Here is a 15353-nt window from a genome sequence, read left to right as displayed (position 1 = left end):
AAAATGAGGTTTGAAATCTGTAAATAGGTAGAATAAAGGAAATATAGGAGTAATTAAGCATAAAGGGTATAATGGATTGGTAAATAAAATATACGTTAATTAGAGTATCAGTTTAATTCGTTTATATGTCAGGAGAGAGTAAGATGCAAGAATTTTTACAGAACAACCAAACAGAGATGCTTAACCTGTTGGAGAAACTAGTAAATATCGATAGCGGTTCCACTTCCAAAGAAGGCATAGATAAAATTGGGTCTATTCTTTCAAAGGAATATAGATCCATTGGTTTCTCTGTACAAGTGATCGAAGAGGAGAGATATGGAAATCACCTGGTCATTCAACACCCGATGGCAAAAGAGCCGAGAATTATAATAGTTGCCCACATGGATACGGTGTTTCCAAATGGAACTGTACAGACCCGTCCGTTCAAGGTGGAAGGTGAAAGGGCATATGGACCGGGGGTAATCGATATGAAGGCAAGCCAGGTTTCCATTCTATATGCCATGAAAGCCTTGATATACTCTCGTTCGAACGCATACAGGGATGTTGTCCTAGTTTTGAACAGTGATGAAGAGATAGGTTCCCCATCCTCCAAAAGCCTTATAGAAAGCAAAGCGGAAGGTAAAGAGTTTGCTCTTATAATGGAGCCTGCGAGAAAGGATGGTTCCCTTGTATCTGCGAGAAGAGGAAAAGGAAAATATACAATTAGTGTAAAGGGAAGGGCAGCTCATTCCGGAATTGAACCGGAAAAGGGGAGAAGTGCGATTGAAGAACTTGCGCATAAAGTGATCCAGTTGCATGAACTCAATGATTATTCCAAAGGGATCAGTGTGAATGTGGGGCTAATAGAAGGAGGATCATCCGTTAATACTGTCTCCGATAGTGCAGTGGCACATGTGGACATACGAATCAAAAATCGCAATCAGGCAATACCGATCGAACGGAAATTGGAAAAGATTTGCGCATCTTCGGATGTTCAAGGAACAGAGGTGGAGCTTAGCGGTGAAATGAATAGGCTTCCCATGGAAAAGACAGAACGGACAGAATCCTTGTTGCAAGTTATTGAAAAGGTGGGGATACAGATGGGCCTTAAGGTGAAAGATACTGCTACAGGTGGTGGTTCTGATGCATCTTTCACTGCTGCAATGGGGATAGCAACGGTTGATGGCATGGGCCCTGTTGGGGGAAATGCCCATAGTGAAAAGGAATATCTTGAAGTTCCATCCTTGACCAAAAGAACGGAGCTTCTAGCTAGGACTATTGCAGCTTTAGTAGAATAACCTGAAAAAAGATGATGACCATTGGAGCATTTTGCTACTTTGGTCATTTTTTTGTATTCTTTTAAAATACCTGTTGTATTTTTATACATACGTAGTTATAATAATTCATATTATAAATCCATGGAGAGGATGAAAAACTTGAAGGTTGGAATTATTGGAGCAAACGGTTATAGCGGTGCAGAATTAATAAGAATACTACAGCAGCATCCTGAAGTGGAATTGAGCTTTATGGCATCCCACTCTACGAGCGGTCAGTTGATTACGGAACAATATCCACATTTACAGGGGATTGCAGAGACAAGGCTGGAGGAGATTAACACAAAAGAAATTAGAGGAATGGCGGACCTGTTTTTTTTTGCTACACCATCAGGGGTATCCAAAAACTTGATTCATAGATTAGTGGATAATAAGATTCCCTGTATCGATTTATCTGGGGATCATAGGTTGAAAGATTCTGTTTTATACGACAAATGGTATAAATATTCAGCAGCTCCTGATTCGGCTTTACAAAAATCTACATATGGTTTGCCTGAACTTTTCAGGGAAGACATCAAAAGTTCCACTTTGATTGCAAATCCGGGATGTTACCCAACTGCAACATTGCTTGGGCTTGCACCAGTATTGAAGAACAAGCTGGTGCACCATAATTCCATCATCATTGATGGTAAATCCGGCGTGACTGGGGCAGGTAGAAAAGCTTCTATGGCTACCCATTATTGTGAAGTGAACGAAAATGTAAAAGCCTACAAGCTTGGTAGCCATCAGCATATTCCAGAAATGGAACAGGGGATTCAAGCATATTCCGGCGAGTCTGCAACCATTACCTTTACACCACACCTCGTACCTATGTCGAGAGGTATCATGTGTACGATATATGCGAATTTGGTCGAAACTATCTCCTCTGAAGAAGCACAAAAGATATATCAGGAGTTTTATCAAGAAGAACACTTTGTTCGAATCAGAAAGGAAAATCAATGGCCGGCAACAAAAGAAGTATTTGGTTCCAATTATTGCGATATTGGTTTATCGGTTGATGCAAGGACCAACAGAATAATGATTGTATCTGTTATTGATAATGTTATGAAAGGCGCATCCGGGCAGGCAGTGCAGAACATGAATATAATGAACGGGTGGAATGAGGATTTAGGACTGACTTTTACACCTGTCTATCCATAAAAAAAGAGGTGAGATTATGAAAGTGGAAGTTTTATCAAAAACAGAAAAATGGAAAGTGGTTGAAGATGGGAACATCTGTACACCTGAAGGCTTTTCCGCTACTGGGTTGCACTGTGGTATAAAGAGAAAAAGAAAAGATTTAGGCTGGATATACAGTGCTATGCCTGCAAATGCGGCAGCAGTTTATACAACAAATCAATTCCAGGCACCACCGTTAAAGGTTACACAGGAAAGCATTGCGAAGGATGGCACACTTCAGGCGGTTTTGGTGAACTCCGGAAATGCCAATTCATGTACCGGAAAATTAGGGCTTGAAAACGCATATAAAATGAGAAAAGTCTTTGCTGAAAAGGCTGATCTGCAGGAACACGGGGTCGCTGTTATATCCACTGGTATTATCGGAGAGCACCTGCCTATGGACAAAATATCAGCAGGAGTGGAATCGATATCAGCGGTTAACTGCCTGGACGATGCCACATCGTTTGAAGAAGCCATTCTAACAACTGATACTTTTACGAAGAATGTATGTTTTCAATTGCAATTCGGAGGAAAAATCATCACGATAGCCGGTGCTGCTAAAGGATCTGGAATGGTCCATCCCAACATGGCAACAATGCTTGGATTTGTCACAACGGATGTGAACATTGAGCAAAGTGCCCTACAACAAGCCCTGAAAGAAGTCACCAGTGATACGTTCAATATGATTACTGTAGATGGGGATACAAGTACAAATGATATGGTTTTGGTGCTTGCAAACGGAATGGCAGGAAATGAAGAGTGGAAGCAAAGTGACATGGAATATAACCTTTTCAAGGAAGGGCTTCAGATGGTATGTCAATCACTCGCACAGCAGATAGCTCGAGACGGAGAAGGTGCAACCAAATTAATTGAAGTACACGTGAAGGGTGCTATAACTGTCCATGATGCTCAAGTAATCGCCAAAACCATTGTCGGCTCTAGCTTAGTGAAGACGGCGGTTTTTGGAGAAGACCCTAACTGGGGGAGAATCGTTTCCGCAGTCGGCTATAGCGGAATAATAGTTAACACGGAACAGATCGAGGTGAAAATAGGGCCGATCACAGTTGTCCAAAATGGAATGCCAGTCCAGTTCTGTGAAAAAGATGCGAAAACCTATCTCAAAAACGAAAAAATAGAAATACAGGTAGATCTTTTTAATGGGACACAAAAAGCTAAGGCATGGGGCTGTGATTTATCATACGACTATGTACGAATTAATGCATCCTATCGAACGTAAAGGAGGGTAAAAGATGAAATCACTCGTTATCAAGTGTGGTGGCAGTACCATCGAGAAGCTTCCCTCAACCTTTTATACGGAGCTTGTGGAATTGAAAACCATCCATGATATCCAACCTATCATAGTGCATGGAGGAGGCCCTTCCATTTCATCGCTTCTTTCCGCGATGAAAGTGGAAACCACTTTCGTAAACGGCTTGAGAAAAACAACTGAACCTGTATTGGAAGTGGTGGAAATGGTTTTATCCGGGAGTATGAATAAACATCTAGTGCGTCAAGTGATGAAAGCAGGAGGTATTGCACTAGGTATTAGCGGCGTGGATGGGAAGTTTCTTATTGCAAAGCCGATTTCCAATGCAGAGGAATTAGGGCTTGTCGGAGAGATTGTAGAAGTTAATAGACAAATATTAGCACCTTTTATGAAACAGGGGATTATTCCCATCATCTCGCCTGTTGCTGTAGACAACCAAGGACAGCACTATAACATTAATGCTGACCTTGCAGCTGCGGCAATCGCTGAGGCTTTCGGTTCTCCGTTATGCATGGTCACAGATGTAGACGGGGTTCTTGTGGGAGATTCTATCGCTGCTAATTTATCAGATACAGAAGTTGCCATTTTAATAGAAGAAAGTCACATTACAGGAGGAATGATCCCGAAGGTTAACGCAGCTGTATCTTGTTTAATGAAAGGTGTGAGTAAGGTTGGAATCATAAACGGATCAACACCTGATGCCCTTACCCAATTTACTTTAAGTGAGTGCGAAGTAGGGACTACATTCTATTTGGAGGAGGTTATGGAGAAAAGTGTCTAAATCCACCTTGAATTATTCACCTGTAATGAATACATACAACAGGCTTCCACTATCCATCCAAAAAGGTAAGGGGACTTATGTCTGGACTGACAACGGAGAGGAGTACTTGGACTTCACTTCCGGAATTGCAACATGCAATCTAGGACATTGCCCTCCAAAAATCCAGGCGGCCCTGCAAGAACAGCTGACACAGCTGTGGCATATTTCCAACCTTTATCATATACCAAAACAAGATGAGCTTGCCCAATTATTAGTGGAAAACTCCTGCTTCAATCAGGTGTTTTTCTGTAATAGTGGTGCAGAGGCAAATGAAGCTGCCATCAAGCTTATTCGTTCATTTGCAAAACATAAAAGTGGCAAGCTAGCAAATATTGTGACATTTCAGCAAAGCTTTCATGGAAGAACACTTGCTACAGTAGCCGCTACCGGGCAGGAAAAGGTAAAGGCCGGCTTTGAGCCGATGCTTGAAGGGTTCACCCATTTGCCCTACAACGATTATCGATCCCTCCGTACAATCAGAGAACTGTCCCCGACGGCTGTTATGCTCGAACTTCTCCAAGGGGAGGGCGGGGTGATTCCAGCAGACTCGAATTGGATCAAGGAATTGTCTTCCATCTGTAAGGAAGATGGAATCCTGCTAGTCGTGGATGAAGTACAAACCGGAATGGGGCGCACTGGGAGCCTTTTTTTATATGAACAGTACGGCATTGAACCGGATATTATGACACTTGCAAAAGGATTGGGATCTGGTTTTCCGATTGGAGCCATGCTGGCAAAAGCGGAAGTAGCCGCCGCCTTTCAGCCAGGCATGCACGGAAGCACCTTTGGAGGGAATCCATTAGCAAGTACTGCTGGAACAGCAACATTAAAAGTATTAAGCGAAACCGACGTCATAAGAAATTCCGTCGAGCAAAGCCAATATCTATTGACAGAGCTTGAGTCCTTAAAGGCCAACTATTCTAATGTGAAGGAAATCAGGGGAAGAGGCATGTTAATCGGAATTCTAATCGATGGTGACGCTATGAAAATCGTAAATAAAGCAATGGATGAAAAATTACTAATTCTAAGTGCAGGGGCGAATGTAATAAGGCTTCTTCCACCTCTTACAGTTTCAAAAGAAGAAGTGAATTTATTTGTTCAGAAGTTCACCAAGGTATTACAGCATTTCGAGGAGGATCATCATGGATAATGGATTTTTAGTTCTTGAAACGGGGGAGGTTTTCCCCGGCATATTAGTTGGAAGTAAAGAGGAAGCGATTGGGGAAGTGGTATTCAATACAAGTATGACCGGGTATCAGGAAATCATGTCAGATCCTTCCTATGCAGGCCAAATTATCGTGTTTTGTTACCCGCTTATCGGCAATTACGGTATTAACCCTCATGATTACGAAGCGGATAATGTATATGCAAAAGGTGTTGTGATGGGAGAGGCCTGCCATTACCCTAACCACTATTCCTCCGTTACGGCTGCTCCGGAACTACTAGAGAAAATGGGTGTCAGCGGTTTAAGTAATGTTGATACGAGGGAGCTGGTAAAAACAATACGGAGACGCGGATTAGTAAAAGGGTTCATCACAGACTCTGTGAAAGACTTACCAAATGTGGAGGTAGAAGAGAGTTGGGTGGAGCTTGTGTCCACCAAAGTACAAAAAACTTATCAAGGAACTGGAGCCCATATAGCTTTAATGGATTACGGCTATAAAAAATCCATTTTGGACGCACTACTCCATGCAGGCTGCCAAGTAACGGTTTTGCCTTATACGACAAGCTATGAAAAATTACAGGCACTTAATCCGGATGGCGTACTATTAAGCAATGGACCTGGAGATCCTAAAAGCTTATTCGATCACCTCCCAAAAATTAAAAAAATCACAGAAGCGTTTCCCACCCTCGGAATATGTCTGGGACATCAATTACTCGCGCTTGCATTCGGAGCAAAGACAAACAAGTTACTTTTTGGGCATAGAGGCGGTAATCATCCTGTCAAAGATCTTGCAACAGGGAAAGTGTACATCACATCCCAGAATCACAGCTATAACGTCTGTGAAGACTCTATAAATAAAGAAATCTTTGACGTTACCTATAAAAATATCAATGATGGGACAGTGGAAGGGCTTCAACATAAAAAACTGCCTGCCATAAGTGTCCAATTTCATCCGGAAGCCCACCCCGGCCCGCAAGATACCAATTATGTATTTGCACAATTTCTGAAACTCATCAATGAAAAAACAGGAGTAATGTCATATGCCATTCATTAAGGAAATACAAAAAGTGTTAGTGATCGGGTCAGGTCCTATAGTTATCGGTCAAGCAGCAGAATTTGACTATGCGGGAACGCAAGCGTGTCTGGCTCTAAAAGAAGAAGGAATTGAAGTGGTACTTGTAAACAATAATCCAGCAACCATCATGACGGATTCCGATATTGCAGATAGTGTTTATATGGAACCTTTGACGGTCGATTGTTTGGAGAAAATAATCGAAAAAGAGAAGCCTGACGGAATTATTGGCACCCTGGGCGGTCAAACAGCCTTAAACTTGATTGTGGAGCTCTCCAACAAAGGAATACTGGAGGGAAATAACGTGCGGGTCCTTGGTACATCCGTAAACTCTATTCAACAAGGAGAAGACAGAGAGAAGTTCCGACAACTGATGATGGACCTGAATGAACCAATTCCGGAGTCACAAATAGTCCACTCGTTAGAGGAAGGATTTAAATTTGTAAATGAGATCGGATACCCCTTCATTATCAGACCTGCTTACACTTTAGGCGGAGAGGGTGGAGGTTTCGCGTACAGCGACGAAGAGTTTGAGTCGCTACTTTTAAATGGATTGAACCTCAGCCCGATTAGCCAAGTATTAATAGAAAAAAGCATCAAGGGCTGGAAAGAAGTGGAGTATGAGGTGATGCGTGATGAAAATGATACATGCATCATTGTGTGCAACATGGAAAATATTGATCCGGTCGGCGTCCATACCGGAGACTCCATTGTAGTGGCACCTTCACAAACATTGACAGACAGACAATATCAGATATTGAGAAATGCAAGTCTGAAAATAATAAGAAGCTTGGGAATTGTCGGAGGCTGCAACATCCAATTTGCCATGGACCCCCGTTCAGATGATTACAATATTATTGAAGTGAATCCGCGTGTAAGCCGTTCATCGGCTCTTGCTTCAAAGGCTACGGGATATCCGATTGCCAGAATTGCAGCCAAGTGTGCCATCGGCTACCATTTGGACGAAATCAGAAATCCTATTACAGGAAGCACTTTTGCATCCTTTGAGCCAGCTCTGGACTATGTAGTAGTGAAACTCCCAAGATTTCCTTTTGACAAGTTCCCTGAAGCGGATACTACCCTGAGTACACAAATGAAAGCTACTGGTGAGGTACTGTCAATCGACCGAACATTTGAGGGGGCATTAAATAAAGGGCTCCGTTCTATGGAGATTAAAGTCCACGGGATAACGCATCCAGTCATGGACAAGATGAGTGAAGTCGCTTGGATGGACCTTCTCCGTGAACCGACACACATGCGATTATTCGCCATCACTCATGCTTTAAATCAAGGGTTGTCCGTCCGTATCATACATGAAATGACATCAATCGATGAATGGTTTCTGAGTAAACTACAACAAATGGTCATGTTGGAACAACAACTTTCCGATAAGACATTGGATACACTCTCTGTTGATTTGTTGAGAATGGCTAAGGGACAAAATATAAGTAATGAAAGACTTTGTGTTCTTCTAGGATGTTCTAGTGAAGATTTAAAAGAGGTATTGCATGAAAATCAGATTAATCCATCTTATAAACTTGTAGATACTTGTGCTGCAGAATTCGAAGCGATCACCCCTTATTACTATTCCACGTACAACGGGAAGGATGAGGTGAATGTAAGTCAAAAAAAGAAGGCTCTTGTCATCGGTTCAGGACCGATTCGGATCGGTCAGGGAATTGAGTTCGACTACTGTTCCGTCCATGCAGTGAAAGCTTTGAAAAATGCAGGATTCGAAACAATCGTGGTAAACAATAATCCTGAAACGGTCAGTACGGACTTCTCAATAGCTGACAAGCTCTACTTTGAGCCGATTACTGTAGAGGACATTCTAGCAATTATCCAAAAAGAAAATGTCGACCTAGTCTTTATACAATTTGGAGGTCAGACTGCTATAAACCTGGCGGAAGGTTTGGAACAAGAGGGAGTAGTAATTGCAGGAACCAGCAGAGCCTCCATCGACCAGCTCGAGGACCGATCCCACTTTTACAACTTGCTAGAAAAAGAAGGTATTCCTCACATTAATGGGAAGATGGTGGATCAACCAAATCAATTGAAGGCTGCAGCAGAAGAAATCGGATTTCCGGTACTAGTGCGTCCATCCTATGTAATAGGAGGTCAATCCATGTACACTCTATATGAGGGAAAAGAGTTGGAAGAGTTTATCCATATCCATGAATCGAATGATTCGCTCTGGCCTTTGTTAGTCGATAGTTTTATTCCGGGTCTTGAATGCGAACTGGATGTGATATCGGATGGCGAGGAGGTATTTATTCCTGCAATCTTTGAACATATCGAAAAAGCAGGTGTTCATTCAGGTGACAGTCTTGCCGTTTTTCCACCACTGTCCTTAACAGTACAGATGAAAGAAATATTGATGGATTATACTAAAAGAATTTGCAAGAGTGCTCAAATCATTGGGATAGCAAATATTCAATTTGTCATTTCAGGAAACACAATTTACGTACTGGAAGTCAATCCAAGAGCATCTAGAACTGTACCGATTGTCAGCAAAGTAACAGATGTACCCATGATAGAGATTGCTGTCAGGGCACAATTGGGTGAGAAACTGAGTCAGACAGGGTTAAAAGAAGAACCAGGCTTCTGGACGGTAAAGGCTCCAGTCTTTTCCGCTACCAAATTAAAAGATGTCGATCATGTTCTCGGACCGGAGATGAAGTCAACCGGAGAAATTATCGGATTGGGGATGACAGTAGAAGAAGCAATGAATAAAGCATTGTTTCTCGGCAAGAAAAGTCCATTCACAAAAACGGAAGATGAAAAAGTTGTTTTTTGTTCCATTGCTGATCGTGAAAAACAAAAAGCACTCCCATTACTAACGGAGCTACAAAAGAAGCGTATTAAGATTTTCGCATCAAAAGGAACGGCAAAATTCTTGAGAAACAATGGGATAGCTGTGACAACAGTTTCCGAGAAGGAAATCAACTCTACGTTAAAAACAGAAAATCTGGCGGCAGCCATCATCATTCCAACTAAAGGAAGAGATAAAACCCGTGATGGAGCCATGTATCGGGCATTATGTACAAAACACGGTATAAAAACATTTACCTGTCTAGAGACGGTGTATCAAGCAAACCAGTTGGATCATACAATTGAGCAAAATTATCAAACCATCAAAAATTATTTAAAAAATGAAAAAAGAGAGGTTGAATATTTATGCAAAGTGTACTAAAATGGGAAACGAACAAGGATACCTATCAATTGAGTCAATCTCATTTTCTGACACTTGGATCCTTAACTCCAAATGATATCCATTATTTATTGGAAGATGCTATAAAACTTAAAAAATATCAAAAAGAAGGAACACCACATCCTTATCTACAGGGAAAAGTACTTGCCATGCTTTTTGAAAAATCATCCACCAGAACCAGAGTGTCATTTGAAGTTGGCATGCTGCAACTTGGTGGCCATGCGATATTCTTGAGCTCCAATGATATCCAACTGGGACGAGGGGAATCTCCTTCTGACACTGCGAAAGTTCTATCACGTTACGTGGATGGGCTGATGATTCGTACGTTCGAACATCAAATCCTGGAAGAGTTCGCGCATCATTCAACCGTACCAATCATCAATGGACTGACCGACTCACATCATCCCGCTCAAGTGTTGGCAGACCTGCTAACCATTAAAGAGCATAAAGGAAAGCTGAAAGGATTAAAGCTTTGCTATTTGGGAGATGCGAACAATAATATGTCCCATTCTTTAATAGAAGGGGCTGTAAAAGTGGGAATGGATATTTCAATAGCATGCCCGCCTGATTTTGAGCCCGATATCTCCATTTTAAGCTATATGAAGGAGGAGGCCATAGCAACTGGTTCCACCATTTTGGTTGGCGAGTGTCCCGAAGAGATGATCAAGGGGGCAGATGTGGTAGTGACAGACGTCTGGACCAGTATGGGGCAAGAAGCCGAAACACTAGATCGACTAAATGCATTTGCACCTTATCAAGTGAACAAGGAACTTTGCAAACACGCGAAAAATGATTTCATCTTTCTGCATTGCCTGCCTGCACATCGTGGGGAAGAGGTAACATCAGAAATTATCGATGGACCACATTCAGTCGTATTCGATGAAGCCGAAAATCGACTTCATGCACAAAAGGCCATATTAAAGGCTTTACTAGGGAACTAATTTTTTTTACAATAGAATGTATAAAAATACAACAACGTAGATTTTTATACCAGAGGAGGAAATTTGTATGGTTAAAGAAAAAGTGGTATTAGCTTATTCCGGAGGACTAGATACCTCCGTTTCTGTTAAATGGTTGCAAGAGAAATATGGGTATGATGTCATTGCACTCGGCTTGGATGTTGGAGAAGGGAAGGATTTAGAATCAATTAAGCAGAAGGCATTAGATGTTGGCGCCATTAAAGCGATAATGGTGGATGCAAAAGAAATGCTAGCCAAAGATTATATTGTTCCTGCACTGAAATCAAATGCTATGTATGAGGGTAAGTACCCTTTATCATCTGCACTATCACGTCCGCTCATCTCCAAGCTGCTTGTACAGGTGGCGGAAGAAGAGGGAGCAGTAGCAGTGGCACATGGTTGTACTGGAAAGGGGAATGATCAAGTACGCTTTGAAGTTTCCATCCAGGCACTGAATCCAAACTTGAAAGTCATTGCACCTGTACGTGAGTGGGGAATGACCAGAGATGAGGAAATTGAATATGCGATGAAGAATAACATACCTATTCCAGTGAATTTGGATAATCCATTTTCAATTGATGCTAACATTTGGGGTAGAGCTTGTGAAGCTGGTGTGTTGGAAAATCCATGGAATGAAGCACCTGAGGCAGCTTTTGACTGGACTAATCCAATAGAGCTTACACCAGATCAACCTGAATATTTAGAAATCACTTTTGATAAAGGGGTACCAGTTGCCATTAATGACAAAAAGATGGGACTGGTAGATCTAATTGAGGAATTGAATTTGGTCGGAGGAAAACATGGGGTAGGAAGAATCGATCACATCGAAAATCGATTGGTTGGAATTAAATCCCGTGAGGTGTATGAAAACCCAGCTGCTTTAATTTTAATTCAAGCACATAAAGAGCTTGAATTCCTGACTCTTCCAAGAGAAGTGACACAATTCAAGGCTTCCATAGATGACCAGATGGCAAAAGTTATCTATGAAGGTCTATGGTTCTCTCCATTAGTGAACGCTCTAGGATCATTTGTTGAAGAGACGCAGAAATATGTAACAGGAAAGATACGTGTAAAATTGCAAAAAGGCAACCACACAGTAGTAGGTCGCCAGTCAGAATATAGCTTATATAACGAAGAACTTGCAACATATTCCAAAGGGGATATGTTTGACCACAATGCTGCAGTCGGATTCATCAAACTGTGGGGATTACCTACAAAGGTATATGCTGAAATCCACAAAAAAGAAAAGGTAACATTGTAAAGAAGTGGAATATGGACCACTTCTACTAGCTTAAAATTCAAGGGAGGCAACAACATGACAAAGCTTTGGGGTGGACGTTTTACTAAGGAAACAAACAAGCTGGTAGAGGAATTTACTGCATCCATTGAATTTGATAAAGAGCTCGCACTTGAGGATATACAAGGAAGCTTGGCGCATGTGCGAATGCTCAGTGACTGTGGGATCATTTCCGATGATGATGCAGAAACAATCAAAAATGGACTGAAAGTCATTGAAGATAAGATAGTTGCGGGGGAAGTGGAATTCTCCGTTGCACATGAAGATATCCATATGAACATTGAAAAGTTATTAATAGATGAAGTAGGACCGGTGGGAGGGAAGCTTCATACCGGAAGAAGTCGTAATGACCAAGTGGCGACAGATATGCATTTGTATTTAAAAAAGCAAACGGAGAGTATTATTACATTATTGACGGATGTGCAAAAATCTATCTTAATGAAATCCAAAGAAAATGTGCATACCATTCTCCCAGGTTACACCCATTTGCAGCGTGCCCAGCCGGTATCTTTTGCCCATCATCTGTTGGCTTATTTCTGGATGTTGGAGCGTGACAAGGAGAGATTGCAGGATAGCTTGAAGCGAATCAACTGGTCGCCGCTTGGAGCAGGTGCATTGGCAGGAACAACCTTCCCGATAGACCGTGAACAGACCGCTTCCTTACTTGGTTTTGAAAAAGTCTATCCAAATAGCATGGATGCCGTCAGTGACCGTGATTTTATCGTGGAATTCCTTTCTCATGCATCTCTGATCATGACTCATATATCACGTCTTTCGGAAGAATTAGTGATCTGGTCAAGCCAAGAATTTCAGTTCATTGAACTTGACGACTCTTTTTGTACTGGATCAAGTATCATGCCACAGAAGAAAAACCCGGATGTACCCGAGTTGCTTCGTGCGAAGACAGGAAGAGTGTATGGAAATCTTGTTGGATTATTAACTGTCCTTAAGGGTCTTCCTTTGGCATACAACAAGGACATGCAGGAAGATAAAGAAGGAATGTTTGATACAGTAAAAACGCTTGATGGTTCATTAAGATTACTTGCGCCAATGATTGAAACAATGACAGTGAATCAGAAGAACATGTTTGAAGCGGTCTCGCAGGATTTCTCCAATGCAACCGATATTGCGGACTATCTAGTGACAAAAGGGATTCCATTTAGACAGGCCCATGAAATTATCGGAAAAATTGTTCTTTATGCTATTAACCATGATAAGTATCTTCTAGGTCTTTCTATGGAAGAATATCAACAATTTTCTCCTTTGTTTTCAGAAGGCATTTTTGAGATTCTTCAGCCGAAACATGTTGTAGGTGCTCGTAATAGCGAAGGCGGAACCTCGTTTGAACAAGTGAAAAATCAATTGGTTCTGGCCGAACAACATATTTAAGATGTACTCGTTTTCTAAAAATTTGCAAAAGCTTCAGCCCTCGTTCACAATGGACATATACTTTGTGGAGGAGGGTTTTTCATTGACATTACATAACAAAAAAGTGATTCAATTGGTTAGCGATGATTTTGAAGATTTGGAGCTATGGTACCCCGTTTTGAGATTGCGCGAAGAAGGGGCAGAAGTTATTATTGCGGGTGAAAAGGCGGACACTACTTATATAGGAAAATATGGTGTTCCCATTCAATCCGATATTTCTTTCCATGATGCCGATCCAAATGATTTTGACGCCATATTGGTTCCGGGAGGCTGGTCTCCTGATAAGCTTAGAAGGTATGAAGACATTTTATCCATGGTTCGGACAATGAATGATCAACAAAAACCAATAGGACAGATCTGTCATGCCGGCTGGGTACTCATTTCCGCAAACATTCTCCATGGAAAGAAAGTAACAAGTACTCCAGGAATTAAAGATGACATGATGAATGCAGGTGCAGAGTGGGTAGATGAAGCGGTGATCGTGGATGGCAACATCGTGTCCAGCCGCAGACCACCAGACCTTCCCGACTATATGAGAGAATTCATCCGTGTCTTGGCTGATTAGATGATACGATTATAAAAGCAAGGCAGGCAGCTTTCATCTAGAAGGCTGTCTTTTCTTAAGGGGGAGAAGAATTATGAAAAAGGTATATAAAGTAGGAATTGTTGGGTTAGGGGTAGTCGGTCAGCGGTTGATTTCAGAATTTAAAAAGTCCTCAAACATTTTAATTATTGCTTTATGTGATTTTAATGAAGAATTGGCCCAAAAGACAGCACAAGAATGTGGAGGTCCACATTGTTTTACAGACTACAATGAACTATTACGAATAGAGGAAATCGATTTTGTTTATGTTGCAGTTCCACCTGCTGTCCATTATGAGGTGGTAATGGCAGCATTTCAAAACAATAAACATGTGCTATGTGAAAAGCCATTGGCAAATTCCGAGCAAGAAGCACAAGAGATGCTATCAGCTGCCAAGACATCCGGACTGATACACGCCATGCATTTTCCGCTTGTTTATGAAAAAGCATTTGCCACCATTGAAAAACAACTGAATGCAGATGAATTCGGTGAAATAAGACGTATAACTTTAAGAATGCATTTCGATCAATGGCCAAGACCTTGGCAACAAACAAACTGGATAAATAGCCGATTGCAGGGTGGATTCATCAGGGAGATCTCTCCTCATTATCTACAAATGGTTCTACATTTTTTTGGACAGGTAAGTGAAGTTTCCAGTTTAGTCGACTATCCGGAAAACCCTGACCTTAGCGAACGAGGCGTCATTGCCACATTGAAGCTAAGTAATGGAATTCAAGTACTAATTGATGGACTCGTAGGTCAGGCAGAAAAAGAAGAAATCGCCTTTACGATTCACGGTTCAAAACAAAGCTTGTCTTTAATCAACTGGAGACAAGTGAGAATTGCAAGAAAAGGTGAAGAGTGGACAGAACTGAATGATTCCAATTTGGAACATTCAAGCATCTCATTAGTTGAAGAATTTGTGAAAAAATTAAACAATCAAGAAGGCCAAGTAATTGGATTTGACCAAGGTCTACAGGTCCAACGAGTGCTGGAGAAAATAATCAAACAATAACATTTCCAAAAATATCTCTTTTTCATCAATTTTACCAATAATACTTTCAATCAAATAAGCAAAAC

12 protein-coding genes are annotated in these 15353 nt (G+C 41.4%); all 12 read left to right on the top strand.

Annotated features, from left to right (window positions below):
- Positions 1-143 precede the first annotated feature (143 nt).
- The 12 genes from AB685_RS01235 to AB685_RS01180 all read left to right on the top strand — a co-directional run bounded on the left by AB685_RS01235 (position 144) and on the right by AB685_RS01180 (position 15288).
- Positions 144-1277 carry a M20 family metallopeptidase gene (locus tag AB685_RS01235; RefSeq protein ID WP_047968736.1) on the top strand — a complete coding sequence of 378 codons (1134 nt, stop codon included), beginning with the start codon at positions 144-146 and terminating at the stop codon, positions 1275-1277.
- A gap of 138 nt (positions 1278-1415) precedes the next feature.
- Positions 1416-2453 (top strand): N-acetyl-gamma-glutamyl-phosphate reductase, encoded by a 1038-nt coding sequence (gene argC, locus AB685_RS01230; RefSeq protein ID WP_047968735.1) that lies wholly within the window; start codon positions 1416-1418, stop codon positions 2451-2453.
- A 16-nt stretch (positions 2454-2469) separates the two neighbouring features.
- Complete coding sequence (gene argJ / locus AB685_RS01225; RefSeq protein WP_047968734.1) at positions 2470-3708, top strand: bifunctional ornithine acetyltransferase/N-acetylglutamate synthase; 1239 nt, start codon at positions 2470-2472, stop codon at positions 3706-3708.
- Positions 3709-3721: 13 nt separating this feature from the next.
- Positions 3722-4519, top strand: a complete 798-nt coding sequence (gene argB, locus AB685_RS01220) for an acetylglutamate kinase (RefSeq protein WP_047968733.1) — start codon at positions 3722-3724, stop codon at positions 4517-4519.
- The gene (locus AB685_RS01215; RefSeq protein ID WP_277814264.1) at positions 4512-5708 is read left to right on the top strand and encodes an acetylornithine transaminase; all 1197 of its coding nucleotides are present in this window, start codon (positions 4512-4514) and stop codon (positions 5706-5708) included. The genes argB and AB685_RS01215 overlap by 8 nt, the downstream gene beginning before the upstream one ends.
- The gene (locus tag AB685_RS01210; protein ID WP_047968732.1) at positions 5701-6777 is read left to right on the top strand and encodes a carbamoyl phosphate synthase small subunit; all 1077 of its coding nucleotides are present in this window, start codon (positions 5701-5703) and stop codon (positions 6775-6777) included. Before AB685_RS01215 ends, AB685_RS01210 begins: the two co-directional genes overlap by 8 nt.
- On the top strand, positions 6764-9988 hold the full coding sequence (gene carB / locus AB685_RS01205; protein ID WP_047968731.1) for a carbamoyl-phosphate synthase (glutamine-hydrolyzing) large subunit: 3225 nt from the start codon (positions 6764-6766) through the stop codon (positions 9986-9988). The genes AB685_RS01210 and carB overlap by 14 nt, the downstream gene beginning before the upstream one ends.
- The gene (argF, locus tag AB685_RS01200; protein ID WP_047968730.1) at positions 9973-10947 is read left to right on the top strand and encodes an ornithine carbamoyltransferase; all 975 of its coding nucleotides are present in this window, start codon (positions 9973-9975) and stop codon (positions 10945-10947) included. Before carB ends, argF begins: the two co-directional genes overlap by 16 nt.
- 67 nt (positions 10948-11014) lie before the next feature.
- The gene (locus AB685_RS01195) at positions 11015-12226 is read left to right on the top strand and encodes an argininosuccinate synthase (protein WP_047968729.1); all 1212 of its coding nucleotides are present in this window, start codon (positions 11015-11017) and stop codon (positions 12224-12226) included.
- Positions 12227-12280: 54 nt separating this feature from the next.
- Positions 12281-13651, top strand: a complete 1371-nt coding sequence (gene argH, locus AB685_RS01190) for an argininosuccinate lyase (RefSeq protein WP_047968728.1) — start codon at positions 12281-12283, stop codon at positions 13649-13651.
- An 82-nt stretch (positions 13652-13733) separates the two neighbouring features.
- Entirely contained in the window at positions 13734-14255 is a 522-nt protein-coding gene (locus AB685_RS01185; RefSeq protein WP_047968727.1) for a type 1 glutamine amidotransferase domain-containing protein, read from the top strand.
- Positions 14256-14328: 73 nt separating this feature from the next.
- Positions 14329-15288 carry a Gfo/Idh/MocA family oxidoreductase gene (locus AB685_RS01180; RefSeq protein WP_047968726.1) on the top strand — a complete coding sequence of 320 codons (960 nt, stop codon included), beginning with the start codon at positions 14329-14331 and terminating at the stop codon, positions 15286-15288.
- Positions 15289-15353: the final 65 nt, after the last annotated feature.

This window comes from Bacillus sp. LL01, from assembly GCF_001037965.1.
Note: the sequence above shows the minus strand (reverse complement) of the source record. Positions and strands in the feature narration are given on the sequence as shown.

Excerpts from the sequence above, each read along its gene's own strand:
- AB685_RS01235 (WP_047968736.1), top strand. The coding sequence starts at position 144 with ATGCAAGAATTTTTACAGAACAACCAAACAGAGATGCTTAACCTGTTG.
- argJ (WP_047968734.1), top strand. The coding sequence starts at position 2,470 with ATGAAAGTGGAAGTTTTATCAAAAACAGAAAAATGGAAAGTGGTTGAA.
- argB (WP_047968733.1), top strand. The coding sequence starts at position 3,722 with ATGAAATCACTCGTTATCAAGTGTGGTGGCAGTACCATCGAGAAGCTT.
- AB685_RS01210 (WP_047968732.1), top strand. The coding sequence starts at position 5,701 with ATGGATAATGGATTTTTAGTTCTTGAAACGGGGGAGGTTTTCCCCGGC.
- carB (WP_047968731.1), top strand. The coding sequence starts at position 6,764 with ATGCCATTCATTAAGGAAATACAAAAAGTGTTAGTGATCGGGTCAGGT.
- argF (WP_047968730.1), top strand. The coding sequence starts at position 9,973 with ATGCAAAGTGTACTAAAATGGGAAACGAACAAGGATACCTATCAATTG.
- AB685_RS01195 (WP_047968729.1), top strand. The coding sequence starts at position 11,015 with ATGGTTAAAGAAAAAGTGGTATTAGCTTATTCCGGAGGACTAGATACC.
- argH (WP_047968728.1), top strand. The coding sequence starts at position 12,281 with ATGACAAAGCTTTGGGGTGGACGTTTTACTAAGGAAACAAACAAGCTG.
- AB685_RS01180 (WP_047968726.1), top strand. The coding sequence starts at position 14,329 with ATGAAAAAGGTATATAAAGTAGGAATTGTTGGGTTAGGGGTAGTCGGT.